This window comes from Holzapfeliella sp. JNUCC 80, from assembly GCF_053667655.1.
Window position 1 is genome coordinate 750,792 of record NZ_CM132205.1, and the last position, 26,572, is coordinate 777,363.

At 35.3% G+C, this 26,572-nt stretch carries 25 protein-coding genes and 1 riboswitch; of the genes, 6 read left to right on the forward strand and 19 right to left on the reverse strand.

The features are described 5' to 3' along the window. Positions 1-94 precede the first annotated feature (94 nt). Complete coding sequence (locus JNUCC80_RS03800; RefSeq protein ID WP_454152621.1) at positions 95-1,738, forward strand: malolactic enzyme; 1,644 nt, start codon at positions 95-97, stop codon at positions 1,736-1,738. A 26-nt stretch (positions 1,739-1,764) separates the two neighbouring features. Beyond that, positions 1,765-2,736, forward strand: coding sequence for an AEC family transporter (locus tag JNUCC80_RS03805; RefSeq protein WP_454152622.1), 972 nt, complete (start codon positions 1,765-1,767; stop codon positions 2,734-2,736). A 49-nt stretch (positions 2,737-2,785) separates the two neighbouring features. Here JNUCC80_RS03805 and ppcA read toward each other — a convergent pair whose 3' ends face one another. The 3 genes from ppcA to JNUCC80_RS03820 form a co-directional block, all read right to left on the reverse strand. Further along, complete coding sequence (ppcA, locus tag JNUCC80_RS03810) at positions 2,786-4,270, reverse strand: phosphoenolpyruvate carboxylase (RefSeq protein WP_454153348.1); 1,485 nt, start codon at positions 4,268-4,270, stop codon at positions 2,786-2,788. A gap of 56 nt (positions 4,271-4,326) precedes the next feature. Then, positions 4,327-5,511 (reverse strand): aminotransferase class I/II-fold pyridoxal phosphate-dependent enzyme, encoded by a 1,185-nt coding sequence (locus JNUCC80_RS03815; protein ID WP_454152623.1) that lies wholly within the window; start codon positions 5,509-5,511, stop codon positions 4,327-4,329. A gap of 116 nt (positions 5,512-5,627) precedes the next feature. After that, positions 5,628-5,807: riboswitch (Lysine riboswitch) on the reverse strand. A gap of 76 nt (positions 5,808-5,883) precedes the next feature. Beyond that, positions 5,884-6,885 (reverse strand): YeiH family protein, encoded by a 1,002-nt coding sequence (locus tag JNUCC80_RS03820; protein ID WP_454152624.1) that lies wholly within the window; start codon positions 6,883-6,885, stop codon positions 5,884-5,886. A 118-nt stretch (positions 6,886-7,003) separates the two neighbouring features. On the opposite strand from JNUCC80_RS03820, the gene JNUCC80_RS03825 reads away from it, so the two are divergent. Beyond that, a complete protein-coding gene (locus JNUCC80_RS03825; protein WP_454152625.1) occupies positions 7,004-7,816 on the forward strand; it encodes a LysR family transcriptional regulator in 813 nt (270 codons plus the stop codon). Between the two features lie 22 nt (positions 7,817-7,838). Here JNUCC80_RS03825 and glnA read toward each other — a convergent pair whose 3' ends face one another. From glnA to miaA, 3 genes are all read right to left on the reverse strand, one after another. Next, positions 7,839-9,176: a type I glutamate--ammonia ligase gene (glnA, locus tag JNUCC80_RS03830; RefSeq protein WP_454152626.1), complete on the reverse strand. Its 1,338-nt coding sequence runs from the start codon at positions 9,174-9,176 to the stop codon at positions 7,839-7,841. 40 nt (positions 9,177-9,216) lie between these two features. After that, positions 9,217-9,561 carry a MerR family transcriptional regulator gene (locus tag JNUCC80_RS03835; RefSeq protein WP_454144367.1) on the reverse strand — a complete coding sequence of 115 codons (345 nt, stop codon included), beginning with the start codon at positions 9,559-9,561 and terminating at the stop codon, positions 9,217-9,219. Positions 9,562-9,640: 79 nt separating this feature from the next. Beyond that, on the reverse strand, positions 9,641-10,564 hold the full coding sequence (gene miaA, locus JNUCC80_RS03840; RefSeq protein ID WP_454152627.1) for a tRNA (adenosine(37)-N6)-dimethylallyltransferase MiaA: 924 nt from the start codon (positions 10,562-10,564) through the stop codon (positions 9,641-9,643). A 74-nt stretch (positions 10,565-10,638) separates the two neighbouring features. Here miaA and JNUCC80_RS03845 point away from each other — a divergent pair, with 74 nt between their 5' ends. Beyond that, complete coding sequence (locus tag JNUCC80_RS03845) at positions 10,639-10,824, forward strand: DUF3042 family protein (protein WP_454144363.1); 186 nt, start codon at positions 10,639-10,641, stop codon at positions 10,822-10,824. Between the two features lie 43 nt (positions 10,825-10,867). On the opposite strand, the gene JNUCC80_RS03850 is transcribed toward JNUCC80_RS03845, so the two are convergent. The 7 genes from JNUCC80_RS03850 to JNUCC80_RS03880 all read right to left on the reverse strand — a co-directional run bounded on the left by JNUCC80_RS03850 (position 10,868) and on the right by JNUCC80_RS03880 (position 16,103). Then, the gene (locus JNUCC80_RS03850; RefSeq protein WP_454144361.1) at positions 10,868-11,266 is read right to left on the reverse strand and encodes a rhodanese-like domain-containing protein; all 399 of its coding nucleotides are present in this window, start codon (positions 11,264-11,266) and stop codon (positions 10,868-10,870) included. Between the two features lie 22 nt (positions 11,267-11,288). Continuing rightward, positions 11,289-12,245, reverse strand: coding sequence for an ROK family glucokinase (locus JNUCC80_RS03855; protein WP_454144359.1), 957 nt, complete (start codon positions 12,243-12,245; stop codon positions 11,289-11,291). Beyond that, entirely contained in the window at positions 12,238-12,450 is a 213-nt protein-coding gene (locus JNUCC80_RS03860; protein ID WP_339969946.1) for a YqgQ family protein, read from the reverse strand. The genes JNUCC80_RS03855 and JNUCC80_RS03860 overlap by 8 nt, the downstream gene beginning before the upstream one ends. Continuing rightward, on the reverse strand, positions 12,450-13,157 hold the full coding sequence (locus JNUCC80_RS03865; RefSeq protein ID WP_454152628.1) for a rhomboid family intramembrane serine protease: 708 nt from the start codon (positions 13,155-13,157) through the stop codon (positions 12,450-12,452). The genes JNUCC80_RS03860 and JNUCC80_RS03865 overlap by 1 nt, the downstream gene beginning before the upstream one ends. Positions 13,158-13,173: 16 nt before the next feature. Beyond that, positions 13,174-13,722 carry a 5-formyltetrahydrofolate cyclo-ligase gene (locus tag JNUCC80_RS03870; protein ID WP_454152629.1) on the reverse strand — a complete coding sequence of 183 codons (549 nt, stop codon included), beginning with the start codon at positions 13,720-13,722 and terminating at the stop codon, positions 13,174-13,176. Between the two features lie 54 nt (positions 13,723-13,776). Continuing rightward, positions 13,777-13,926 (reverse strand): 50S ribosomal protein L33, encoded by a 150-nt coding sequence (rpmG, locus tag JNUCC80_RS03875; protein ID WP_082618877.1) that lies wholly within the window; start codon positions 13,924-13,926, stop codon positions 13,777-13,779. Between the two features lie 74 nt (positions 13,927-14,000). Beyond that, positions 14,001-16,103, reverse strand: coding sequence for a peptidoglycan D,D-transpeptidase FtsI family protein (locus JNUCC80_RS03880; RefSeq protein WP_454152630.1), 2,103 nt, complete (start codon positions 16,101-16,103; stop codon positions 14,001-14,003). Positions 16,104-16,207: 104 nt separating this feature from the next. Here JNUCC80_RS03880 and JNUCC80_RS03885 point away from each other — a divergent pair, with 104 nt between their 5' ends. Beyond that, positions 16,208-18,856, forward strand: coding sequence for a YfhO family protein (locus JNUCC80_RS03885; RefSeq protein WP_454152631.1), 2,649 nt, complete (start codon positions 16,208-16,210; stop codon positions 18,854-18,856). Positions 18,857-18,879: 23 nt separating this feature from the next. On the opposite strand, the gene greA is transcribed toward JNUCC80_RS03885, so the two are convergent. The 6 genes from greA to JNUCC80_RS03915 all read right to left on the reverse strand — a co-directional run bounded on the left by greA (position 18,880) and on the right by JNUCC80_RS03915 (position 25,457). Then, positions 18,880-19,362 carry a transcription elongation factor GreA gene (gene greA / locus JNUCC80_RS03890; RefSeq protein WP_454144349.1) on the reverse strand — a complete coding sequence of 161 codons (483 nt, stop codon included), beginning with the start codon at positions 19,360-19,362 and terminating at the stop codon, positions 18,880-18,882. A 77-nt stretch (positions 19,363-19,439) separates the two neighbouring features. After that, entirely contained in the window at positions 19,440-20,525 is a 1,086-nt protein-coding gene (gene mltG / locus JNUCC80_RS03895; RefSeq protein ID WP_454152632.1) for an endolytic transglycosylase MltG, read from the reverse strand. A 19-nt stretch (positions 20,526-20,544) separates the two neighbouring features. After that, positions 20,545-22,947, reverse strand: a complete 2,403-nt coding sequence (gene pheT, locus JNUCC80_RS03900) for a phenylalanine--tRNA ligase subunit beta (RefSeq protein WP_454152633.1) — start codon at positions 22,945-22,947, stop codon at positions 20,545-20,547. Then, the gene (gene pheS / locus JNUCC80_RS03905; RefSeq protein WP_454144343.1) at positions 22,947-24,002 is read right to left on the reverse strand and encodes a phenylalanine--tRNA ligase subunit alpha; all 1,056 of its coding nucleotides are present in this window, start codon (positions 24,000-24,002) and stop codon (positions 22,947-22,949) included. Before pheS ends, pheT begins: the two co-directional genes overlap by 1 nt. Positions 24,003-24,282: 280 nt before the next feature. Further along, positions 24,283-24,627 carry a winged helix-turn-helix transcriptional regulator gene (locus tag JNUCC80_RS03910; protein WP_454144341.1) on the reverse strand — a complete coding sequence of 115 codons (345 nt, stop codon included), beginning with the start codon at positions 24,625-24,627 and terminating at the stop codon, positions 24,283-24,285. A gap of 65 nt (positions 24,628-24,692) precedes the next feature. Next, positions 24,693-25,457 carry a TrmH family RNA methyltransferase gene (locus JNUCC80_RS03915; RefSeq protein ID WP_454152634.1) on the reverse strand — a complete coding sequence of 255 codons (765 nt, stop codon included), beginning with the start codon at positions 25,455-25,457 and terminating at the stop codon, positions 24,693-24,695. 151 nt (positions 25,458-25,608) lie between these two features. Here JNUCC80_RS03915 and yidC point away from each other — a divergent pair, with 151 nt between their 5' ends. Beyond that, positions 25,609-26,571: a membrane protein insertase YidC gene (gene yidC, locus JNUCC80_RS03920; RefSeq protein ID WP_454152635.1), complete on the forward strand. Its 963-nt coding sequence runs from the start codon at positions 25,609-25,611 to the stop codon at positions 26,569-26,571. Position 26,572: the final 1 nt, after the last annotated feature.

Here is a 26,572-nt window from a genome sequence, read left to right on the forward strand (position 1 = left end):
TTATAGTATATCACAAGTTTGACTATAATATTTTGACAGTTCTAGGATAAGACTCGTACTTAATTTAATACTTATAGTCGAAAGGAACATCAAAATGTTACATAATCAATCTATTTTAAATAATCCTTTTTTAAATAAAGGAACAGCTTTCACAAAAGAAGAACGCCAAAAATTAGGCTTAACTGGTACACTTCCTAGCCAAGTTCAAACGCTTGAACAACAAACAACACAAGCCTACGCTCAATTTCAAAGCAAAACAACACCACTTGAAAAACGTATTTTCTTGATGACACTATTCAACGAAAACAGAACGCTATTCTATCGTTTAATGGATGACCATCTTGTTGAGTTTATGCCTATTGTGTATGATCCCGTAGTTGCAGATTCTATTGAACAATATAATGAACTATTTTTAAATCCTCAAAATGCTGCCTTCGTTTCTGTTGATGCGCCTGAAGATATCGAAGATACACTAAGAAACGCAGCTGGTGGTCGTGATATCCGCTTAGTTGTTGTGACAGATAGTGAAGGAATTCTTGGTATGGGTGATTGGGGTGTTAACGGTGTTGACATCGCAATCGGTAAATTGATGGTTTATACTGCTGCCGCAGGTATCGACCCTTCACAAGTTCTTCCTGTCGGCATTGATGCAGGAACTAACAACCAAAAACTATTAGATGATCCCTTATACTTAGGTAACCGCCACGAAAGAATCACAGGCGACCGTTACTATGAAGCGATTGACAAATTTGTTCAAGCAGAACAAAAGCTATTTCCTGAATCACTATTACACTGGGAAGACTTTGGTCGTTCAAATGCCCAAGTTATTTTAGATAAATACAAAGATAAGATTGCAACCTTCAATGATGATATTCAAGGAACTGGTATGGTTGTACTTGCTGGTATTTTAGGTGCATTAAATATTTCAAAAGAAAGCATTAAAGATCAAAAAATCTTAACATTCGGTGCTGGAACTGCTGGTATGGGAATTGCTAACCAAATTATGGACGAATTAATGCAAGAAGGTTTAACTGAAGAAGAAGCTAAACAACACTTCTATGCCGTTGACAAACAAGGTTTATTATTTGAAGATACAGCTGATTTAACACCAGCTCAAAAACCATTCACCAGAAAACGTAGCGAATTCACCAATGCTGATGAATTAACTAACTTAGAAGCTATCGTCAAAGCCGTACATCCTACAATTATGATTGGAACTTCTACTCAACCCGGTGCTTTCACCGAAACTATTGTCAAAGAAATGGCTGATCATACTGAACGTCCTATTATTTTCCCATTATCAAACCCAACCAAATTAGCTGAAGCAACTGCCGAAAACCTAATTAAATGGACAGATGGTCGTGCATTAGTTGCAACGGGTATTCCAGCAGAAGATGTGGACTATAACGGCGTTTCTTACCAAATTGGACAAGGTAATAATGCTTTGATGTACCCAGGTTTAGGATTTGGTTTGATTGCTTCAACAGCTAAATTACTTAATAAAGAAACATTATCTGCCGCTTGTCATGCTTTAGGTGGAATTGTTGACACTTCAAAACCTGGTGCAGCTGTCTTACCTCCTGTTTCAAAAATTACAGAATTCTCACAAAAATTAGCAGAAGTTGTTGCTCAAAGTATCGTTGACCAAGGTCTAAATAAAGAACCTATTCAAGATGTCAAAAAAGCTGTAGCTGATATGAAATGGACACCTGAATATCAAGATATTAATAATGACTAAATTCAACATTAAGGGGTAGTTTTAAAATGGCAGTTTTATGGAATTCAATTCAAAGCGTTCTCGTCGTCGTTTTGATTATGGTACTCGGTTACATTCTTAGACGATCAGGATGGTTCGACAATAATTTTGCTGGAACCATTTCAAAATTCATCAAAAACATTGCATTGCCAGCTTCAATCTTTGTTTCAGTATTGAGCCGCTTATCTCGCGACCAATTATCAAGTTTTTCTCTGTATCTTGTTTACGCTTTTATTAGTGTAATCATTGGCTATATTATTGCTTTTGCACTAGCTAAAATTATGAAAGTTCGTCCCGGACGTCGAGGCGTTTTCATCAATGCAATCGTTAATGCTAATACAATATTTATCGGTTTACCTTTGAACATTGCTCTATTTGGCGATAAAAGTATGACCTTCTTCTTGGTCTACTATATTGTCAATACCGTTTCAACTTGGGCATTTGGTGTCTTCTTGATTTCAAATGATGACCCAACTAAACCTCAAGAAAAAGCCAAACGTCAAATTGATTGGAAAAAAGTTCTACCAATGCCTCTAATCGGTTTCTTAGTAGCTCTTGTCTTTTTAATATTAAACATTCCAATTATGAAAGTTTCATTTGTTAGTTCTGCATTAACTTATGTTGGTAACTTAGTAACACCTTTATCATTGATTTACATTGGGATTGTTTTAGCTGATGCTGGACTAAAAAGTATCAGTTTTGACCGTGATACCATTGTCGCATTACTAGGTAGATTCATTGTCTCACCTATTGTTATGATTTTAGTATTAACAGCTGTTAGAGGTATGGGTGCTGATTTACCAACCCTTGCTTCTCAAACATTAATTGTTCAATCAGCAACACCTATGCTTGCTGTTCTTCCTATCTTGGCTAATGAAGCTCATGGGGATGTTAAATATGCAACTAATATTGTGACAACAAGTACCGTTTTATTTATCATCGTTGTTCCAATTTTAATGTCAATTATTCAATTTATTTAATTTAATAACGCAACAAAAAAGACATTTGCTTTTGCAAATGTCTTTTTTATTAGCCTAAGAATCTTCTTAGTTTACTCATTTTTTCAATCAATAAAGTCTGAACTTCTTTATCTGAAATGCTGACTAAATCTGTTGCTAGTTGAGAATGCTGAGCTTGTTCTTTTGTTTTTGGACCAGCCTCAATACCAAAACGTTTCGTTAAATCTGCGACATCGGATTCAATCTTACCAAACTCTGGATTGATTTGTTTTAAGACTGCCATTGCTTCTGGACTATAAAATCCTAATACATGTTCAAAGTCACGTTTCATATTTGGATAGTAGCTTTGTAAAGTTGCCCATTCATCTTTTGATAATTTACTCAATGCTTGTCCTGATCCGATAATTTCTGGTGGAATCCCTACCGAGTATAAAGAACCAGTAAACGTAATCGCACGAGGCATTTTGTAACCATCAACATCACGAGAATAGCCAATCATCCCCACATGTTGATGACGGTCACGACGTTTTGGAAAGGCATCAAAAACAGATTGCAAGTCATTAATCAATGGATCTAGTGTATGGTGGTACTCTTTGGCTGTTTTTGCTGCGATTTCAAGTAAAATTGCTTCGTCAGCTGAATTCACAATATTAAACTCACTTTGACGTAACCCATTACGTAATTTGTCGATTGCTGACTTGACTTCATCAATTGGATAATCATAACGAAAGGCCGATTGAACAGTTGCTGTTTTAAGTCCTGGGAATTCCTCAAGGTAACGATCAACAGATTGAGGAGAAAGTCCCCCTCTAAAGATTGTACTTCCTACCCCAGCAATTGGATAAACTGGTACACCACTTTCTTTTGAAAATGCACCTAGTCTGGATAATGCTAGCTTGTTTCCAATAATACTGTTTAAAAATCCATTTGAAAGCGCAGAATCAGAACCTGCTAAGAAAACACGTAAATACTCAATTGGGCGGTTAAAGTGTTTTTTGTACATCGCCATATACTCTTTTAAAATTTCAGGAGCATCTAGCTGCGCTTCAAAACTTTCAAATAGTGGAATCATTTGGAGTTGGTCGCTATTAGGATGTGTATTTTCAAATTCTTTATTCTTGAATTGTGCAAGTGATGCAAACTTATCTTCCATAGCAATCAGTTGATCTGCACTTTTCGTCATTGGCAGAACCGCTTCAAATAGCGGACGTTTTTTAAATTTTAAATCGTCTGCAAAATCTTCTGCCAGCATCATAGTTGTCATAGCTTGCATTAAACTATAACCTTTTTCTTCCCAAATGTTAGGTAATCTAAACGTTAAAAATTTATCGTCACCAAGTTCATGGTTTTTGAAATAGTCGTATTGTTTAGTATACAAACGGCTAATAACAGAAGAATCAGCATGCTTTCCTTCCCAGTCCCACATGTATTCATCGGCATCTAAAGTTGAAAAGTTAGCATAAGCTTCATCGATTTCTTCAAAAGCTGAAACAAATGGATTATGATGCTTTTTAAAGAACGGAATGTTAGCGTTATCTGGATGTTGAGTTCCCATTACGTTTGGTATCATTCTGTCTGTCAATTGATTGTCCTCCTGATTTTAATTACTAGTTATCTGACTGTTTTAAGGTAATCACGAATACGATCCATCGCTAGCTGAATATCAGCTTCAGAAGCTGCATATGAAAAACGAATATAGCCTTGTCCACCTTTACCAAATGCACTTCCAGGTATGACACCAACTTTTGCTTGTTCAGCTAATTCTAGTGCGAACTGGTAAGAATCTTGTGTACATGATGCTGGAATTTTAGCAAGTAGATAAAACGCACCATGAGGCTTAGCCATCTCAAAGTTCATACTTGTTAATTCATCAACAATTAAGTCACGACGCTTTTGATAGATTTTACGCATTTCAATCGCATCATTATCACCATGATTAAGCGCTTCTGTTGCTGCAACTTGGGCAGGATTAGATGGTGAAGTCACCATGAAAGCATGCACTTTAGCAACTTTTGACATGAATTCTCTCGGTCCACAAACGTAACCAATTCGATATCCTGTCATAGCGTGAGATTTAGATAATCCATTAATGTAAATGGATTGTTGAGGCAATAACTTAGCAATTGAAAAATGATCAACGTCATAAGTTAATTCACAGTAAATCTCATCTGTAACAACAAAAATATCATGCTGTTCAATAACTTGCGCTAGAGCCGTAACGGTTTCTTTATCGTATTCAACCCCTGTTGGATTACTTGGATAATTAAGTAAAACTGCTTTAACTGAAGGCCCTTCTTCTTTAATCACTTCTTCCAATTTTTCAGGTGTTAATTGAAAGCCTGTTTGTGAGGTGTCAACCATAATTGGATGTGCACCTAGCAACTCGATAATAGGAAAATAAAGTGCAAATGTCGGTGTTGGCACAATCACTTTATCACCTGGATTTAACATCGTTTCAAAAGTGGCATAAATTGCTTCTGTTGCACCAATTGTCACGATTATTTCATCTTCTGGATTATAATTTAAACCTTGTTGACGCTTTAAATAATCAGAAACTGCTTTTCTAAGCTCTAATTTACCTGTTTGAGCTGAGTAGTGAGAATCATTATTTTGAATGCTTTCTACTGCAGCATTTTTAATATGTTCGGGTGTATCTAAATCAGGCTCTCCAATTGTTAGTTTTACAATATCTTGGATAGCTGAGATTTTTTGATCAAAGCTTCTAATCCCTGATGGATTAACTAAGTCTAATTTTTCGTTATACGTTTCACTTAATTTTGACGATAAATCTGGCATAACAGTCTCCTATTTCCGTAAATTATTATTCAGAAGAGTGGCTATTTAAAATATTAGACAAAAAAAGATTCCTTTGTCTGGGCAGACAAAAGAATCTAAACCGTCTTAGATATCAATTTGTCGATAGCGCTCCATAAGTTTTATGCTTATGACAGTTTATGATTTGTTCAACCATACCCCAACATCAAATCGTCACAACTCTTTGACGTTTCGGCAATATCCCCTCACTAGAGTAACTAATGCTATTGTGATAGCGAGTTATCTAGCTATTGTCAACTGCGACCTCTTCTACTAAATTAACTATAAGTTATTTTTTTGTGTAATTCAACCTTGTATTTCATTTTTGTTTAATTTTTTACTAATAATAAGTAATTAGAATAGTAACTTAATTAAGATAATTGCTCCGACAACTTGCACTAAACTAATCAACAGCCCATAGCCCAAGAAACGACTACCAGAATCTTTAATTGTTTTTAACTTCAAGTTTAGCCCGATACCTGCAAGGTTAATAATACCAAAGAAACCGGTCAATTCTTTTGCAGTATGCGTTAATTGCGTTGGCAAACTAACATAACTATTAATCAAAATAAAAATAACAAACACTAAAATAAACCAAGGTACTTTAATGTATTGCTTAACTGACTTTTTGGCTTGTGGCTCTTTTTGGCTTGCTCCCTGAGCCATTCTTGCAAAACTAATGACAACTACTGATAGCAAAATCACTCGCAACATTTTGAACAATGTCGCATATGTCGTAACATCTTGATTAATTAAGGAAGCTGTCCCCACAACTTGTCCCACAGATTGGACAGTTCCTCCAATTAATGCACCTAAAAGTAAGTCTTGCTTACCGAGCACAACAGGCCCAATGATTGGCAAAACAATTAATAAGACAATTCCGACCAAACTAACTGTTGCTACTGCAGTCCGTCTTTCATCATCGTTTGCTTTGATTTCTGGCGACACAGCCGCTATTGCACTTGATCCACATACGGCATTACCTGCAGCCATTAAAAGCGACGATTTTTTCGATACCTTAAAGACTCTTTTCCCTAGCACAATCGCTACAATAATAGTCAACACCATCTGTAACACAATAAATAAAATCCCATTAATTCCCAATGATTCTATGGTTTTAAGTGTTACGGTTAACCCGAGCAGTGCAATTCCGATTTCAATAGGGTATTTTTCTGACCATTTAACACCTGAATTTAACTTAGGTTGTGTCAAAATAGTATTACCTAACAAAATCCCCATCAACATGGCCAAAGATTCTGCTCCAATAAAAGGTAAATAAACGGCTAAAAATTTAGCAATAATAGAAACAAGTAACGTTACTGCAATACCTGGTAAAAAAGATTTTTTGATTTTCATGTTTTCCTCTCCTTCGATACAGGCATAACTATATCACATCATTAATGTTAATATTTGTTTAATAGATAATAACTATATATACTATTAGTAACCTTAATAGCAAAAAGAAAGGACTCTTATGTTCAAGTTACTGCATACCTTTGTTGCTGTGTATGAAACTTTGTCATTTTCAAAAGCAGCTGAACAACTTTTTTCTTCTCAACCTAGCCTCTCATTACACGTTAAACAGCTAGAAGAAAGACTAAATACGCAATTATTCATTAGAAATGGTAAAGCTAAACTAGAGCCAACACCTAATGCCACCAGATTATATCAAAGCACCACAAAAATTTTGAAAGAATGGCAAACTATTCAAACCGATATTAGTGATAATCCCAAAAAATATGATTTATTATTCGCGTGTTCGCAAACTAGCGCGCATACCTTTGTTCCTCAGTTATTATCTCAGTTACCTTCTGCTATTTATAACGAGTATAATTTAGCTGCTGAAGTACACAACTCTAAAGAAATTTTAGACGATGTGTTAAATCATCGCTTGGCTTTTGGTATCGTCGAAAAACCTGTTCATCATAATTTGATTGTTACTGAAAAAATAAAAACAGATCAATTAGTATTGGCCGGTAATCTTAAATCTGATACATGGTTGCTCAGAGAAGAAGGTTCTGGCGTTTATCACTACACTAAAAAGTATCTGAACAATCATAATATTGTACCTAAAAACAGTATTATTGTTAAAAATAATCAGTTAATTGTCGATTTTTTGAAACAAGGGATTGGTAAATCCATTGTAAGTCTAGATGCAATTGATAACACCATTATGTTTCAAGAACTAGGGGCTCCATTTTTTAGACACTTTTATCTCATTTATCAAAAATTTGAAACCCATCCTTCAATCACAAACTTTATCGACAAAATAAAAAAAGCTATCTGAATTATTTAGATAGCTTTTAATTTTAGTACAATTCCATGTATTGGTCTCTTTCCCATTCAGAAACTGTTTGACGGTATGCTGACCATTCAAGTTTCTTAGAATCAATAAAGCTTTGTGTTAAGTGTTCGCCTAATGATTCTTTGATGACAACATCTTTTGCGAATTCATCAACCGCTTCATTCAATGTTCCTGGAAGATCAGTAATATTGTTTTCACGACGTTCTTCATCTGTCATGTGGTAAATGTTACGATCAACAGATTCTACTGGTAATTCTTTAGTTTCAAGTCCTTCAAGACCAGCTGATAAGATTCCTGCAATAGCTAAGTATGGGTTAGCTGCTGGATCAACACTTCTTAATTCAAGACGAGTTCCAAGGCCACGTGATTGAGGAACACGGATAAGAGGTGAACGGTTTGTACCTGACCATGCAATGTATACAGGTGCTTCAAACCCTGGTACTAGACGTTTGTATGAGTTAACCGTTGGGTTGTTTAAAGCTGTCAATGCTTTTGCATGGTTCAAGATACCTGATAAGAAGTACATTGCTTTTTTAGATAATTGGTTATCTGTATTTTCGTCAAAGAATACATTATCACCATCTTTGAATAGTGACATATTAATATGCATTCCTGATCCATTGATTCCTTGTAGAGGTTTTGGCATAAATGTTGCATGTAAACCGTGTTTTCTTGCAACAGTTTTAACTACTAATTTAAAAGTTTGAATTTTATCTGCTGCTTCAAGAGCATCAGTGTATTTGAAGTCAATTTCATGTTGTCCAGGTGCAACTTCATGGTGACTAGCTTCAATTTCAAAATTCATTTTTTCAAGTTCTAAAACAATATCACGACGTGTGTTTTCACCTAAATCAACAGGTGCTAAATCAAAGTAGCCACCTTGGTCGTTCAAGTCAAGAGATGGTTTGTTGTTTTCGTTCAATCTAAATAAGAAGAACTCTGGTTCAGGTCCAATATTAAATGCTGAGTAACCTTTATCTTGCATTTGTTTTAAAACGCGACGAAGATTGTAACGAGGGTCACCTTTGAATGGTGTACCATCTGGCATGTATACATCACAGATTAAGCGAGCCACTTTACCGTGTTCTACTTCCCATGGGAAAATCAACCAAGTTGATAAGTCAGGGTGTAATAACATGTCACTTTCTTCAATTCTAACAAATCCATCAATTGAAGAGCCATCAAAAGCAGCTTCGTTGTTCAAAACTTTTTCTAGTTGACTAACTGGCACTTCAACATTTTTGATAGCACCATTAATGTCTGTAAACATTAATCTTAAAAATTTAACGTTTTCTTGTTCAACAATTTCTCTAATTTCTTGTTTTGTGTATGCCTTTGACATTCTTTTTCCTCCGTCGTAACTAACCTTTAACTTTTAAAATTTAGTAGTGCTGAGTGGATGAACCAAAAGGACTATTATTCATCATTTCATCAAATAATAACCGTCGAGCTTGTTTATCATTAACCGCTTTCTTTTGACGTTTTTGACTATCAAAATATGCTCGAATGTCTTCAATATTGAAGCCATCACTCAAATGTTGTTTAATGATTAACAAAATATCAACTTGATTCAATGAATATAATCGCTGTTTACCTTTTGTACGATAAACGTCAATTAGTTTTTGATCTTCATAATAGCGGATTTGACGAGCTGTTAGCCCAGTCAACTCCATCACAACCGAAATTTTTAATAATGGCTGCGCTTTTCTTTGTTTTATCTCATCCATTTTTAATACCTCATCAACACATCAATAGAATAACAGCCCTTTTTAAGATACACAACCTCTAATGTCAGGTTTTCTGACATCATTTTTCTAACCAATTTTTAACTTTATCAAAAACACTGTTATAGCAAGCATCTTTTTCGATTGGGTCAATCCAATTTATTGGTAATTTATTTCTAAAATAAGTTAATTGTCTTTTCGCATAACGTCTTGAGCTTTGCTTTAGTTGTTCAACTGCTTGCTCATAAGTAATTTTATTATCAAAATAATCAAAGAACTCTTTATAGCCAATCGCCTGTTTGGCTTGATAGATTCGATTTTGATTTTGATAAACTAATTTTGCTTCATCGAGTAACCCTTCTGACATCATGAGATCAACCCTTTGGTTAATTCTTTGGTATAGGACTTGCCTTTCAGTGTTTAGTCCTAACAATAAAGCATCATACTTAAGCGGCAGCGTTTCTTGTTGTTTTGAAAATAACTGCCCTGTTACTTTAATCACAGTTAATGCTCTAATGACTCGTCTATGATTTTCTTTAGGAATTTTCTCTGCTGAAACTGCGTCTTTTTCTAATAAAAGTTGCCAAAGATTCTCTTCGCCTTTTTCTTCAAGCATCTTTTGATAGTCATTTTCAACTTTTAAATAGTTGTCGTCTTTTTCTGCTCCTAATTTAAAGTCATGTATTAGCGTATTAAGATAAAAACCTGTTCCCCCTACAATAATTGGTAATTTACCTCGGGATGTTATTTCTGAAATTTGTTGATCAGCCTCTTCAACGAAATCTTTCACAGAAAATTCATCGTAAATACTTTGTGTATCAATCAAATTATGCACAGCTTGAGCTTGTTCTGATACTGTTGGTTTAGCTGTTGCTATTGAGACTTCACGATAAACTTGCATCGAGTCTCCGGAAATAATCTCTCCATTAAATTTTTGTGCCAGTTCAATACCAAATGCTGTTTTTCCAACAGCAGTTGGCCCTGCTACAATTAATATTTTTTTCAATTTAGACGTCCTTTATTAATATATTTCTGAAATTATGATAAAATCAATTTAACAATTCAAAGGAGGAATTTCAGATGGCTAAAAAATTTTTAGGTGGCGTTTTAACAGGTACTGCTCTTACAGTTGCATCTCTTGCTGGTGCTGCATTTACATTTAAGAAAAAAGTAGTAGAACCAGAAGAACAAGAAGCAGAACGTATTGAAGAAAACCGCCGTCGTGCAATTCGTAAAAGTTTATCCGCACATCGTCGTGCAAAATAAATAATAAATAAAAAAGCTTGGTTATTTTAACCAAGCTTTTTTATTAGTAACTTTTTTTAGAAGATTTTGTTTTACCTTCCCAGTCTCGATAACCTTTTTTTAACCATTTAACATTTTTAAACCCTTTTTTGTTAACAAGATATCTTGCTGCACGCACACAAATGCTTTGGCCATCTGCATACAGATAAACAGGCAAGTCAGGTCTCATTTCAGCAAAAGATAGTTTAAGTTGTGTATATGGTATGCTACGAGCCCCTAAAATATGAGATTGATCGAACGCATCTGTTCCACGTAAGTCAATAATTTGTGCTTTGCGCATAGTGTTTTGAAAATCTTCGTTAGATAATGCACCCGCTAATTTTTTGCTATAAAAGCGGATATACAACCAATTAAACAAGATTGCCAATACAATAATTGCTAAAACAACGTATAAAACTAACATGTCGAAATCCCCTTATACTTTTTTATTGAACGATTAGTGAAGCGGCTCCAATAACACCTGCTTCATTTCCTAATGAAGCTAGACGTAGTTTTGTTGAGTTTCTAACACTTGGAAATGCTGATTCTTCAAATGCTTCAGTTGTTTTGTTCAACAATAAGTCTCCAGCAGCAGAAACACCACCACCGATAACAACAAAGTCAGGGTTTAATGTATTAGAAATATTAGCTAATGCATATCCTAAGTAGTCACAGATACGGTTGATTACACGTACAGCCAATGGATCATCTTTTTTAGCTAAATCAAATACGATTTTAGCGCTAATTTCTTCACCAGCATCAAGTAAGCGTTTTAATGATGAGTTCCCTGCATATTCTTCTGCCAAGTCTCTAGCTACACGTACAATACCGGTTGCACTGGCAACTGTTTCTAAACAACCATTGTTTCCACAAGTACATTTGTAACCATGGCGTTCAACAATGATATGACCAATTTCACCAGCAGCACCAGCAGCACCATGAACGATTTGATCGTTAACAATGATTCCACCACCAACACCGGTTCCAAGAGTTGTGAATGCAACGTTAGAAGCGTTGTCACCAGCACCTTTCCATTTTTCACCAAGCGCTGCTACATTAGCATCGTTATCGATGAAAACTGGGATTCCTGTACCTTCTTCAATATCACGTTTAGGGAAAACGGGTTTGCGCCAGTTTAGGTTATAAGCGCCAACAACTGAACCGTCCTTTTGGTTAACACTACCAGGAGAACCCATTCCAATTCCAGCAAATTGTTCTGGTTTCATGTGGTAAAGATTCAAGTGATGGTTGATAGATTTAATAATATCAGGAATGATGTGTGAACCATCATCTAAAATATTTGTATCTTCAGCCCAACGTTGTTGAATCTCTCCATTTTTAGTTAAAATAGCGAACTTAATTGTGGTGCCTCCTAAGTCAACACCAATTAATTTTTTATCCACGTTGTTCTTCCTTTCTCTTTTCAACTTCATATTCATGCTGTAGAACTACTTTTGCGGAGATAAATTCTTTCTGGGTAATGAGGCCAGAATGGTAAATATTATCTAGCTCCAATGCCATCAACTCAATATCCCACTTACGTTTACCAACATAAACATAAATATTGAACCGCTTTAATAATTGTTGAACATCATACAATTGTTTCATTAATACGAAACCTGCATTCCTATTCCAATTAAAATTAATGTCAAGATTATAGTAGCAAAAATCGCAACTATTCGCCATCTTGTTGCATATAATTTTTGATTTTTTTGACCACCGAATATTATACCAAATAATACACCAAATAATAAGCCTCCAAAATGACCTTGGATATTAATACTTGGAATAAATAAATCCATTACTAAATTCAAAATAGCTAATGCTAAAAATTGTTGTTTGATAGCGGTCATAGCTGGATTTTGATTATTCCATACTAAGGCGAGTACCACACCAAGCAATCCAAATAAACTAGTGCTTGCACCAGCAGAAACTATCATATCTGATCCAAATGCTAAAGACATCAGATTACCGCCAATCCCTGACAGTAAAAAGATGCTGAGGTACTTGGCTTTACCTAAAGCCGGTTCTAAAAACTGACTGACATAATAAATCATGACGGCATTAGAAGCAAAGTGCAAGAAGTTGATATGAACAAATTGCGCTGTAATTAATCGCCACCACTGGTTAAATATAACAACTAGCGGATTAAATAGTGATCCAAAGTTAAGCAATGTCCCTGAGTCTATTGCGCCACTGAACAAGGCCAATTGCTTACTACTAAAACATTCAAATAGAAATACGAGTGCCATCACACCTAATAAAGTATAAGTGACAACAAGGTTTGAATTGATAAATCGTTTAATTTTTTGCAATTATTAGACTCCTTTACTATTCACTAGGAATAATTAGCTCGTCAATCGGTACATCCATCATAGAAATTGGCCACTCTGCAGACTCAAAAATCATAGGCGTGAGTGCTAAAGTCAAAGTTTTGGTTTGGTATTGATTCAAGAAACGGTCAAAGTAACCACCACCAAATCCAACACGATAATGATGATCTCTACTAATTGCTAAGCCAGGTGTCACAACTAAATCCAATTGATTTTTAACTGGTGCATCTAATTCGGGTTCTAAAACACCAAATTTAGATTTAACCAACTGATCACCAAAATTATACGCAACAAAATCCATCTGTCTATGTGGTCTAACTTTAGCAAGATAGACTGACTTTTTCATTTCAAGCAGTGCTTCAATTAATGGAAGCGTATCTAATTCAAAAGCATCCCCGATAGTCAAGCCAATACTTTGTGCAGCCTTAACCCTAGGATGTGAGACAAACTGATGAAAGAGATTAATTTCTTCTCTTTGCTTTTGAGTGGTCTTAGCAAATTCCTGCAATCTATTCAGTTGCATCTTTCTGAGTTCAGCTTTATCCATAATAAAAATCCCTTTGTATATTAAAAAAACAACAGGTCAGCCCTGCTGTTTTCATTATTTTGTTTCACGATGAAGTGTGACATGTCTCTCACGAGGGCAGTACTTCTTTAGTTCTAAACGTTGTGGGTGGTTACGTTTATTTTTCTTTGTTAAGTAAAGACGTTCGTGACAAGATGTACACTCTAAGTTAATATTTACGTTCATGTTGATGACACCCCCTAAATTGTCTATGATGCATTTAACTCGTATATAATAACATTATTTTTTGAATTTTTCCACTATTTTTGTGGATTCAATTTAAAGTAATTTGTGAACATTTCATGTGCAACGTCCAAATTGTAGTGTCCAGAGGTGTTAACATCTAAGTCTGGAAATACGATAGAAATTGCAATTTGTGGGTCATCGGCGGGCGCATAACCTACAAAACTAAATGTTGAAGTTTCCGGTGCATTAGCATTTCCTGGATTATCTGGATCATAGTAAAATGTTTGTGCGGTACCAGTCTTACCAGCAACAGCCGGTTCAATATCAGCTAATGTATGGGCTGTTCCCCAGGCATTATGTCCGTGAACAACTTGATACATCCCCTCTTTAACAACTTGAAGCTGCTCTTGTGTGAAGTCAACTTGGTTCAAGACTTCAGGTGAGGTAGTGTGTTGAGTAATAAATGATTTGTTATCATCAGTCGTTTGTCCTATTGATTTAACAAGATAAGGCTTCATACGATAGCCTCCATTTGCAATTGTGGAGATGTATTGTGCCAGTTGCATCACTGTATATCCATCATAGTTACCAAATGATAAGGCTAGCGCTGATCCTGAAAGAAGGTTTCCTTTACTATCAAAAGAACGCCCTGGATAGCCAGCGACCTCACTTGGTAAATCAATACCTGTTTTAACACCCAATCCAAATTGAGAATAAATATTTCTCATTTGAACAAAGGCATCTTGTGGCATCGTAATATAGTTATTAGCAACATATCCTGCTTTTAACCATCTTAAAGTTAATTGCATCATATAAATGTTAGAAGAAACTTCCAGCGCTGTCTGTGCATTTAATGAAGAGAACGTTCCCAGTGGATAAACAGATTTCATCACTGGTGTTCCTCTTAGATAGATAGCTTCTTCAGGTAAGGTATTAGACTGTGGCGTAATTGCCCCATTCATCAACCCGCCTAAAACTGTGGCTCCTTTGACAACAGACCCCATTGTAAAGGCATGGTTAATAGTTCCTAGTGCATCACTGTAAGTCTCACCAGTTTTTGGATTGCGCCCTATTCCAGCAATACCTAAAATAGCACCTGTTTTGGGATTAGTTGCCACAGCATAAGCCCCAGCTGAGTATTTTGTGACACCATCAGCTTGTGCTTTTTGGTAGTACTTATTTAAACTATCAGAAATCATTTGTTGATACTGCAAGTCTAACGTAAAGGTCAAACTACTTCCTTTAACACCTGGATAAACCGTATTAATTTCTTCAATAGTGTTATCTGAAGACGAAATATTCACTTGGTTGAGCGCTTTAGACCCTCTAAGAATAGGTTCATACTGGCGCTCCAAGTAACTTGTTCCTACACGGTCATTTCTTAGATAGCCTTGAGTTAAGTAATATTGCAAGCGGTCACTAGGCAATCCCGCTTGTTCACTTGAAACACGCCCAATAATACTTTGGACTGAATCACCATTTGGATAGACACGAGTCCAGTCCGTTCCAATATTAACTCCAGGCAATTCTGATAAATGTTCAGCAACTAGTGCCACTTCTTTATCAGTTAAATTATTATTTTTTACATAAACTGTTGAAAGCATTGAGGCAGCACTGATTTTACGTAGTATAATAGCTGCTGACTTTTGTTTATCAGAAACCTGCGGCTCTTGACTAATATAGTACTTCACCGCATTAGCGTAAATCTGTGTACTTGATAACTTTGTTGAGTCCGTTTGGTCTTTTGGCATCTTATCTAGCAAATCACTATAATTTCTTGTATCGCTTAAATAGTAAGTGGCTAAATCTTGATTAGTTGCACTGTCACCGTCTAAAGAGATATACTGACTAAGGTCGTCACTAATTTCTTTCATCCCCTTCGTGGTTAAATTCATCCCACGGGTATAAGTGATGGCATTTTTTGATTCATTTCCAACCAAAACACGTCCCTTTGAATCATACATGATTCCTCTAGGAACATTAGCTTGAACTAGGTTACGATCTGACGTATCGACTTCGGCACGAAAACGACTACCATAGTTCAATTGTAAGTGTCCTGATTGGATGATGAGTAACGCAAATAAAATAAAAATAACGCCCAAAAGAATGTTCATTCTTGTAGGGATTGAAGAGGTGCTTTTTTTTGTTGAATTTTTTAATTTCTTTAAATATTTCACGACAATTCATTCCTTAATGTAATAGAATTATTTTAACAAAATTCGGAGTGAATTACTATTCAGTACAAACGTATTGAAAATTTTTTAAATAATGGATGGAGATTATGCAAAACAAATATCTAACTCGCCTAATAAAAGTTGATAACATCAAGACTTTTAAGTGGCTCAGTTTCTTATTACCTTTTATTTTATTCTTAATTTATTTTGCACTACGAGGAGCTTATCCTTTTGGTGACAATTCTATTCTAACAGTTGACCTAGGTCAGCAATATATTGACTTTTTAGCTTACTTTAAGCATACCGTTACTCAAAATCCTGGTGATATTTTATATTCATTTAGCAAAGGATTGGGTGGCGCAATGGCTGGAACCTGGGCTTACTATTTACTAAGTCCGTTCAACTTAATTCTACTGCTAGTGCCAACTGCCTTTTTCCCAACTGGAATTTTCTTTGTTATTTTAACTAAAATTGGTTTTATTGGCTTAAGTAGTTTTCACTATTTCAACCGTCGTAACCATCTTAATGGCTATACAACATTAGCCCTATCTACTGCTTATGCTATGTGTGGTTTCGTTGTTGCTAATAATTTCAATTTAATGTGGCTTGATTCAGTTATCTTGCTACCTATTCTAATTCAAACAATTGATGACTGGTTCGTATCAAAACCCCAATTCAAAAAATTATTACTTGTAACTTGTGCGTTGCTAATCACAAACTTTTATTCAGGATATATGGCGCTATTATTTGGCTTTTTCTACTATATAACACTTTGGATTATTCACCATCCTAAAAACTGGCGCAAGTTATTTGCTAAGTACATTGGTGTTAACCTATTGTCTGCACTACTAACCGCTTTTGTTTTAATTCCTACTGTACTTGAGCTGTTAACTGGTAAAGGGCAATCACAAGGTTCACAGTTTGAACTGGCCTTCCAATATCCACCGCAAAATACATTAGCAAAATTGATGATTGGTTCATTTGACTTCAATCAAATGTCTTATGGTATGCCAAATATTTATTTTAGTAGTATCTTGTTACTAGCTGTTATCGGTTTCTTCATGAACAAAGCTATTGCTAAGCGAATCAGAATCAGCTTCTTTGGACTTTTCTTCTTTATGATTGGTTCATTGTCTTTTATTCCGCTTGTTTTAATGTGGCATATGGGACAATTCCCTGTTTGGTTCCCAGGAAGATTTACTTTCTGTTTAGTCTTCTTATGCTTAATACTGGCTAGTGATTACCTCAAAAATATCAAGTTTGATAGTAAGAAAACTTGGATTGTTCAACTCGTGTTAATTGCCGCAGCTATCATTTTTGTCTCAATTAACCTCACACAATTTACATTTTTAGATTGGCTAAATATTGCCTTTACAGCTGTATTTTTTGCCATGGGAATTTATCTATATAAGCGATTTAATGCATGGGGTGCTATTGCCCCAATCCTATTAATGGCACTAGTTACGTTGGATCTTTCAAGTAACTTTGCGGCCAGTTTGAACAATATCTCTTATCAATCAAATAGTGCTTATGTTAACTATTCACATCAAAGCGCCGATACCAGTCAAAAAATTAAAGCTTCCGATGATAGTTTTTACCGAACAGAAAAAACTTACTATCGTTCAAATGATGATCCCTTCAGTGGACAATTTAACGGTATTAGTCACTTTAATTCGCTAACGCCTTACTATCAAAGTAGTTTCTTGAATCGTTTAGGTCTTAAAAGTAGTGGTAGTTCTTATAGCTATACCAATGGTACAGTTTTAACTGACTCACTATTAGGTGTGAAATATTATTATAATTACACAGATAATTCAGATCCGTTTCCGTTCAAAACACCTAATCGCTTTGCGACTTTATCTTCAAGACCTGACTTAGATACTTACCAAAAAATCATGAAGAACTATCAGATTGATGTTTATAAGAATGATAGTGCATTGCCGATTTCATTCGTTGCTCCTGAGAATCCTTCAGAAGTTTCATTGGCAACTAATCGTCCAATCTTAAATCAAGAAGAACTAATGTCAAACTTGTTAAACAAACAAGCTTCATATTTCAAAAAGCAACCTGAGATGGATGTTTCACTCTCAAATGTTAGTGTTGAAAAATCACTAGATACAACTTCTTATCATGTCATGGAACAAGGAAAGCCAGCTTCAGTTGAGTATAGTTTCACACCCGAAACCAACGACTCTTACTACTTACTGGTTCCAAACTTCTTCGATAATAAACAAGTTAAACTTTATATTAACGATATTATTGTTAGTGGTAGTTCACTTGGTGGCAATGAAAATCGCGTCTTGAATATTGCAAGTAATCAAAAAGGTGTCAAAATCACTTTCAAATTGGAATTACAAAAAGACTTCTTGTCCTTCTCTTTATTATCTTTATACCGATTTGATAATGCTTCTTTCAAGACAGACGTTGAATCTCTTAAGTCAACACCAACAAATACCAAACAATTATCTAATACACACTACACATCAGATGTTGAGTTGTCGGAAAGCAAACGCTTTATGACTTCAATCCCTGCTGATAGTGGTTGGAAGTTTAAAGTAGATGGAAAAATCGTAACACCGGTAAAATGGGCAAATACATTTTGGAGCCTTCCCCTTTCAAGTGGTTCTCATCATATTGAATATTACTATCAACCTGATTACGTTATTTATCCGTTTGTATTATCTGGTATCACACTTATCTTAACGTTAGGTGGTTTATATACACACCGCAAAATAAAAAAACGTCAATTAGACTAACTGTCTAATCGACGTTTTTTATTTTAATCAGCTAAGGTTACTTCTAGAATTTCAACATCAAATTCGCCACCAGGAGTTGAGATTGAAACAACATCTCCTGTCTTTTTACCAATAATAGCTTTGGCAATAGGTGAATCATTTGAAATCTTACCAGATAATGGATCTGATTCTGATGAACCAACAATAATGTATTCTTCAGGATCATCTTCACCAACTTCTGTGAAGACCACTTTTTTACCGATGGCAACTTCGTCAGCTTCTGCTTGAGTTGCATCAACAACTTGTGCGTATTTCAACATTTCTTGAATTTGCTTAATGCGACTTTCTAACACACTTTGTTCATCTTTTGCTGATTCGTATTCTGAGTTTTCAGATAAGTCACCAAAAGAACGTGCAATTTTAATTCTTTCGATAACTTCTGGTCTTTTTTCTAATTTTAAAGTTTCTAATTCTTCCTCAAGCTTAACTTTACCGTCAGCTGTCATAGGAAATACTCTTTCGACCATCCTTATAAACACCCCATATTTCTATATTCATTCCTGATAAATATTAGAGTGAATGAACCAATTTGTCAACTACCTGTTTAATTTTGTTGCCCTAAACTTGTATTCGTTGCGATATGTTCATCATAAGTCTTACTGTAGTAGACGGTTCCAGTTTTCAAATCTGCCACAAAGTATAAATAACCTTGATCACGATCAGCAGGATTTAGAACGGCTTTGATTGAAGATTCGCTTGGCATTGCAAATGGACCTGGTCCAATCCCTTTATTTTGGTAAAGGTTGTAAGGTGAATCTACTTTAGTATCTTCAATTGAAAGCATCGTCTTATGTTGATTGAGTGCATATAAAACTGAAATATCGGTACCCAATGTCATACCTTGATCGATACGATTATCAAAAACACCTGCAATCTTGGCACGGTCGCTGTCACTCACACCTTCTTTTTCAACTAGAGAAGCTAAAGTTAACACGTCGTGCACTGATTTATTTTGTGATTTAATTTGATCATAAAATGGTGTCAGTTCTTGGTTTGTTTTATCGACCATTGTTGTAACAATATCGTCAAGTTTTGAATATGAAAAAATGTCATAACTTGCTGGGTATAGGTAACCTTCTAGTAAGTAACGTAAATTAGTTCTATCAGTTAGCCCATTTAGCAAGTTTGGATATTTTTCAGCCAACTTTTTGACAAAGTCTTTATTATTAACTAGGTCTAAAAAGTCTTGTTTTTTAAACTTGCCATTTTTTTCGATTGAAGTCGCAATATCATCGATATTGTCTCCTTCTTTAATAACAATTTGCCCCTCAGTTGCTTTATTCAATCCATTTTGTAAACTATTCACAATATCGGTTAAAGTCATTGAAGGTGATAATGAATAGTCTCCTGCTTTAAATCCATCGTAGTGATTGAATTTAGCCCAATAAGTAAATATGGTTGAATTTTTAATCAACCCATTCTTTTCTAGAATAATCGCAGCATCACGGTTAGTTGCTCCTTCTGGGATATTAACCGTTTTTTTGGATTGATCTGAAACATTATAAGGTTGTAAGGATTGATTAACGTATACAACCGTCGATAAGCTAACTACAGCAATCAAAATAATTAAAATAGAGACAATCCATTTGACTAATTTTTTTGTAGGTTTAGCTTGTTTGTGATTACTCATAATAATAGCTCCCCATTAACTAACGAACACTAATATTAAGTTCTGTTGTTAGTGCTTGTGTGATAGCTTCAATTGCTTCATTAACGCTATCATCTTTCAATGTTTGTGTGAAATCTTGGAAAGTAAGTTGGTAAGCAATTGATTGTTTGCCGGCTTCTAATTTGTCGCCTGAGTAAACATCAAAGACTTGAATATCACGTAGATACTTACCACCGTTTTCATCAATAACTGAGATGATTTGTGAGTTGGTTACCGCTTCATCAACTAGTAATGATAAATCACGTTTGATTTCTGGATATTTTGGTGCTTCTTTTGAAACTGTTGGTTCAACATCAATTGAAAGCAATGTTACCATGTCTAATTCAAAAGCGTAAACTTCTTTCAACTTAGTTTTTGGTAATTCACGTGGATCAATTTGACCAACAAAACCAACGTATTGACCATCATAGTAAATAGCTGCTGTACGTGTTGGATGCATCCCCTTGATTGGTTCTGCCACATAATTAGTTGCTTTAGTGAAGCCCATTGCTTTTAAGAAAGCTTCAACTTGACCTTTTACTTCATAAAAGTCGAAGTTTTTGACATCATGTTGCCAGTTATTTGGACGGTTTTGTCCAGCATATAATCCAGCAATGTGGTCAACTTCTTGGTTTTGACCATTTTCTTGGCTAAAGACACGACCTTGTTCAAATAAACGTAAATCAGTTTGTTTTCTAGCAGCATTGTATACAGCACTATCTAATAACCCAGATACTAAGTTTTGACGTAGCACTTCGTGTTCTTTAGTCATTGGCCAGTCTAAAGCAATTACATCTTTTGCTTCTTTGACAAAGCTAATCGCTTTATCATGAGTTGTTAAAGAGTAGTTAATTGTTTCATCTAAGCCAAAGCCAACTAACAAGTCACGTGCTTTATTTAATGCTTGTTGTTGTCTATCATAACCACCGATTGTTTGTTCAACAACTGGTAAAACAGTTGGCAAGTTATCGTATCCGTAAAGACGGGCAACTTCTTCAACTAAATCAGCGTCAATTGAAATATCAAAACGTCTTGCTGGAACTGACACGCTTAAAGTATCACCTTCGGCCACAACGCCAAATTGTAAACGTTCAAAAATAGCAATAATATCTGCTGTACTTAATTCAGTTCCTAAGACATGGTTAATACGAGCAGTTGTAATATCAATCACAACAGGTGATTTTTGAATATCTCTAATCACTTTTGTACCCGCTAATACTTTTGCTTGACCATTTTCAGCAATAAGTTGTGCTAAGTAGTCGATTGATTTTTGGGTATTATCCCAGTTAATGCCTTTTTCATAACGAGCAGAAGAATCCGTTCTTACACCGTGTCTTTGAGCTGATTTACGAACTAACGCCCCATCATAGATAGCTGATTGTAAAACAAGTGATGTTGTATTTTCATCCACTTCAGCAGCGGTTGCAGTTGCCACACCACCTAGTGCTAGAATTTTGTTGTCATCTGCAATAACGATATCTTCTGTATCAAGTTCAATTGAATCTTGATCTTTCAATTGAATAGTTTCGCCAGCTTTAGCAAAACGAACTTGTAAATCACCTTGAATTTTATCAGCATCAAATGCAGCTAATGGCTGACCCATTTCAATCATCGCATATTGCAAAGCATCAACAACTGTATTCACTGGACGTGTACCAGCATTCATCAAGCGTGTTTGCATCCAAAGTGGACTTTTAGCATTATTAACATCTGTTAAATATCTCAAACGATAATTTGAAACAGCAGATTCATCTAAATCAAGTGAGACTTCAACTTGTGAATCAAAACTTTTGGCATCTTCAGTAACTTCTGGTGTTTTTAAGTTAGGTTTTTGACTTAAAATAGCACCAACTTCATAAGCTGCACCTTCCATTGATAAAGTGTCTGCACGGTTAGGTGTGATATCAAAATCAAGAATGTAGTCATCCATTCCTAATGCTTCATAAACTTCTGTACCAGGTGCAATCGCATTTTCAAACACATAAATACCATCTTTAACTTCTTCTGGCACAACTGAATCACTGAATCCAATTTCTTGTAAACCACAGATCATTCCTTGAGAAACAGCGCCACGTAGTTTGCCCTTTTTGATTTTTTCATTGCCAGCAATACGTGAGTTAGGTAATGCGACAATAACATATTGATCTTCTGCAATATTAGGCGCACCACAAACAATTTGGTAGGGTTCTTCTTCCCCAACATCAACTTGTGCAACTCTTAGGTGATCTGAATTTTCATGGTTTTTAAGAGAAAGAACATGACCAACCACGATTTTTTTCAAACCTTCTTGAGGATGTTCCAGCGTTTCAATTTCAATCCCTGTACGTGTAATTGTTTCAGCTAAATCAGCAGGGTCTACTGTCACATCTAAGTAATCTTTTAACCAATTATATGAAACTAACATTATTTGGCCTCCTGTCTAAATTGTTCTAAGAATCTAACATCATTAAGGTAGAAGTCACGAATGTCACTTACACCATATTTCAAAATAGCAAAACGATCTAATCCAAGACCAAAGGCGAATCCACCGTATTTTTGACTATCAACGCCAGCGTTTTCTAAGACGTTAGGATGCACCATACCAGCACCTAAAACTTCAATCCAACCTGTTGATTTACATGTTGAACAACCTTTACCACCACAAGCAAAACAAGTCACGTCAACTTCGACTGATGGTTCAGTAAATGGGAAATAACTTGGTCTTAATCTAATTTCACGATCTTCACCAAAAACATGTTGGGCAATAGCTTGAAGTGTTCCTTTTAAGTGAGCCATTGTGATGTTTTCATCAATAACCAAACCTTCTAATTGGTTAAATTGGTGTGAGTGGGTCGCATCATCATCATCACGACGGTAAACTTTACCGGGTGAAATCATTTTTAGTGGGCTCTTTGAAAAGTCATGTTTTTCAAGTGTACGTGCTTGTACAGGTGAAGTTTGGCTACGCATTAAGTGTTCGTGTGTAGCATCCACGTAGAATGTGTCTTGCATATCACGAGCAGGGTGATTCTTTGGAATGTTCATCATTTCAAAGTTGTAATGATCAGACTCTACTTCAGGACCTGTAATCACTTGGTAACCTAAACTCACGCAGAACTCTTCAATGTCTTGACGCACAATGTTAATCAAATGGTGGCTTCCTAGGTAGCTTTCTTTACCTGGAAGTGTGACATCAATTGCTTCTTTTTGCATTTGTGCTTCAAGTTCAGCATGTTGTAATTGTTCTTTTTTGTTATCAATTTCAGTTGCAAATAAATCACGAACCTCATTAACAACCTGTCCAACTTTAGGACGTTCCTCGTTTGATAAGTCCTTCATTGAACGTAACACTTTGGTTAGTTCACCTTTTTTACCTGTTAAATTAACTCGGATATCATTTAAAGTATCCAAGTCATTAGCTTCTTTAATTTGTGTTAACCCTTGATCTTTTAATGTTTGAATATGATCAAAAATAGACATAATAGCTCTCCTTTCAAATAAAAAAAGCCTCATCCCCAAAAAGGGACGAAGCTTTTGACATCGCGGTACCACCCTGCTTTATCAGACATAAAAGTCTCATACACTTAGTACATCAGATAACGGTGATAGCCGGAATGGGTTAGATTCTACTCCTGAAGTGAAATTCATAGTGTCTTCATAAGTTGCTTGCACTGTCCAACTCTCGCTATCATGGCCACACTACTACTAGCTTCAATCTTTGTATAGTGTAAATTCTAAACTAAATATCAAAATATCGCAACTAGTTTTCTTCTTCGTGCCAACGTTTACCCCAAGCATGGATTTGGTCCATAACGGGTTTTAACTCATCACCTTTTTGAGTAAGTGAGTAACGAATAACACCTGTTTGTTCATCGACAGAACGGTCAACAATTTTTAAAGATTCTAATTCTTTAAGACGTTCTGTTAATACTCTATCAGAACACTTTTGAACGATATTAGCTAAATCTTTAAAGCGCATTGCTTCATTTTTGCATAGTGCGCAAATAATCAATCCATTCCATTTTTTACCTAAAAATTCAAAGGATTCGATAAAACAATGACATAGAATTTCATTTTCAGTTGTTTGTAAAGTTTTGTTACACATATTAAATCCCTCCGTGATTCAAAAAACCGTACTTATAAATGTATAGTAACATATTTTTTTGCGATTTATAAGACAAATTGATACATCATAATTCCAGCTGCAACCGCTGCATTTAAAGATTCTGCTTGTCCAAGAATTGGAATATAAACCTTAGCATCTGCTAACTCTAAATGTTCAAAACTCACACCGTGTGCCTCGTTTCCAACAATCAAAGCAAAGGCATTGCCTGATTCAACTTCATCTGAATGAATCGCTTCATCATCTAAACAACTCGCAAATACACGGTTACCCGCATCTTTTAAGTTGACGATTGCGTCATCTAAATCATGTTGTAAGACTGTAATATGAAATTGGCTACCTTGCATCGCACGTTGAACTTTATCGTTATATAAGTCAACGTTCTTAGTGTTCAAAATCACGCCATCATATCCTGCAGCATCTGCTGTTCTGATAATTGTGCCGACATTTCCTGGATCAGCTAAGTTATCAAGCAAGACCCATTTCCCAGGATAAAAACTAAATGACTTAGGTTGATTAATTGTTAACACCATAAAAATCGATTGAGAAGTGTTGGTTTGACTCAACGCATTGGCAATCTCGTCAGTAACTTCTAACACTTTGTCGTCTTTGACATCATAATTAGTTGTCACTTTATCTAAAGCATCTGCTGTTCCAATCAAATAATGATAAGATTGATTAGACTTTAGTGCTTCCTCAACTGTATGAAATCCTTCGACTAAATAGAGCCCATATTTTTGACGGTATTTCTTTTGTTGTAACTTCTTAAGTTCTTTAATTGTTTTGTTAGTTAAAGATGTAATTTGTTGCATAATATTCTCCTTTTGCGATGAATAATTATACCACTTTTGTCTTAAAAAACAAAAGTGATTAACTGAATTGAATCCTAATGACTTCAATTGACTACACTGACTATTCTAGTATAATTGTTTAGAGACTCTTAGAAAGGATTTCTTACATTATATGACTAAAAAAAATACAAAACTTGTTTTATTGCTCGCTTTGATGGCATTAGTTTTGACTGGATGTGCTGCTCACACGGCAACGGGTGAACCAGGAGGTATTCAAGGCTTTATCTATTCTCTAATCGGTAAACCTATCCAACAAATCATGCTAAACATCGGGCACACACTTGGTCAACCAAATGGTATCGGTTGGGGATTGATTATTATTACAGGTGTTCTTCGCTTAATTTTACTACCTTTAATGATTAATCAACAATCTAAAAGTTTACGTCATCAAGAACGTATGAAACTGGTTAAACCACAAACTGATTTAATCCAAAAAGCAGTTAAAGATCCCGCTACAACTCAAGAACAAAAAATGCAAATCAACCAATTGCAAATGCAAGTCTACCGTGAAAACAATATGTCAATCACAGGTGGTATTGGTTGTTTACCACTAATTATTCAATTACCTTTCTTGATGGGGATTTACCAGTCAATTCAGTACTCACAAGATATTGTTCATTCAAGTTTCTTTGGTATTTCACTAGGTAGTCCATCTGTTATTATTACAATTATTGCGACGCTACTTTATGTTATCCAAAGTTTCATCATGTACAGCAAAGCTGAGCCTGAACAAAAGCAAATGATGAAGACAACTGCTTTCATTAGTCCTTTAGTGACTTTCTTCATCAGTATTTCAACTCCTGGTGGTATTTCACTTTACTTCTTAGTTGGTGGTATCGTTGTATTAATCCAACAATTAGTAATGTCATACATTTTACAACCTCGTATCAAAAAGCAAAGTGAACAAGCTAATCAAGATACAGAAATCGTCGAAGTTGTAACACCTGAAGTTATTGATGATATTTTAAACAAAAAATCATCTACTACTCAACCTGGTACTACTACTGAAAAGCCAACTCACACACGTGAACAAAATCGTCAACGTAATGCTGGCAAGCAAAATAAAAAAGACTAGA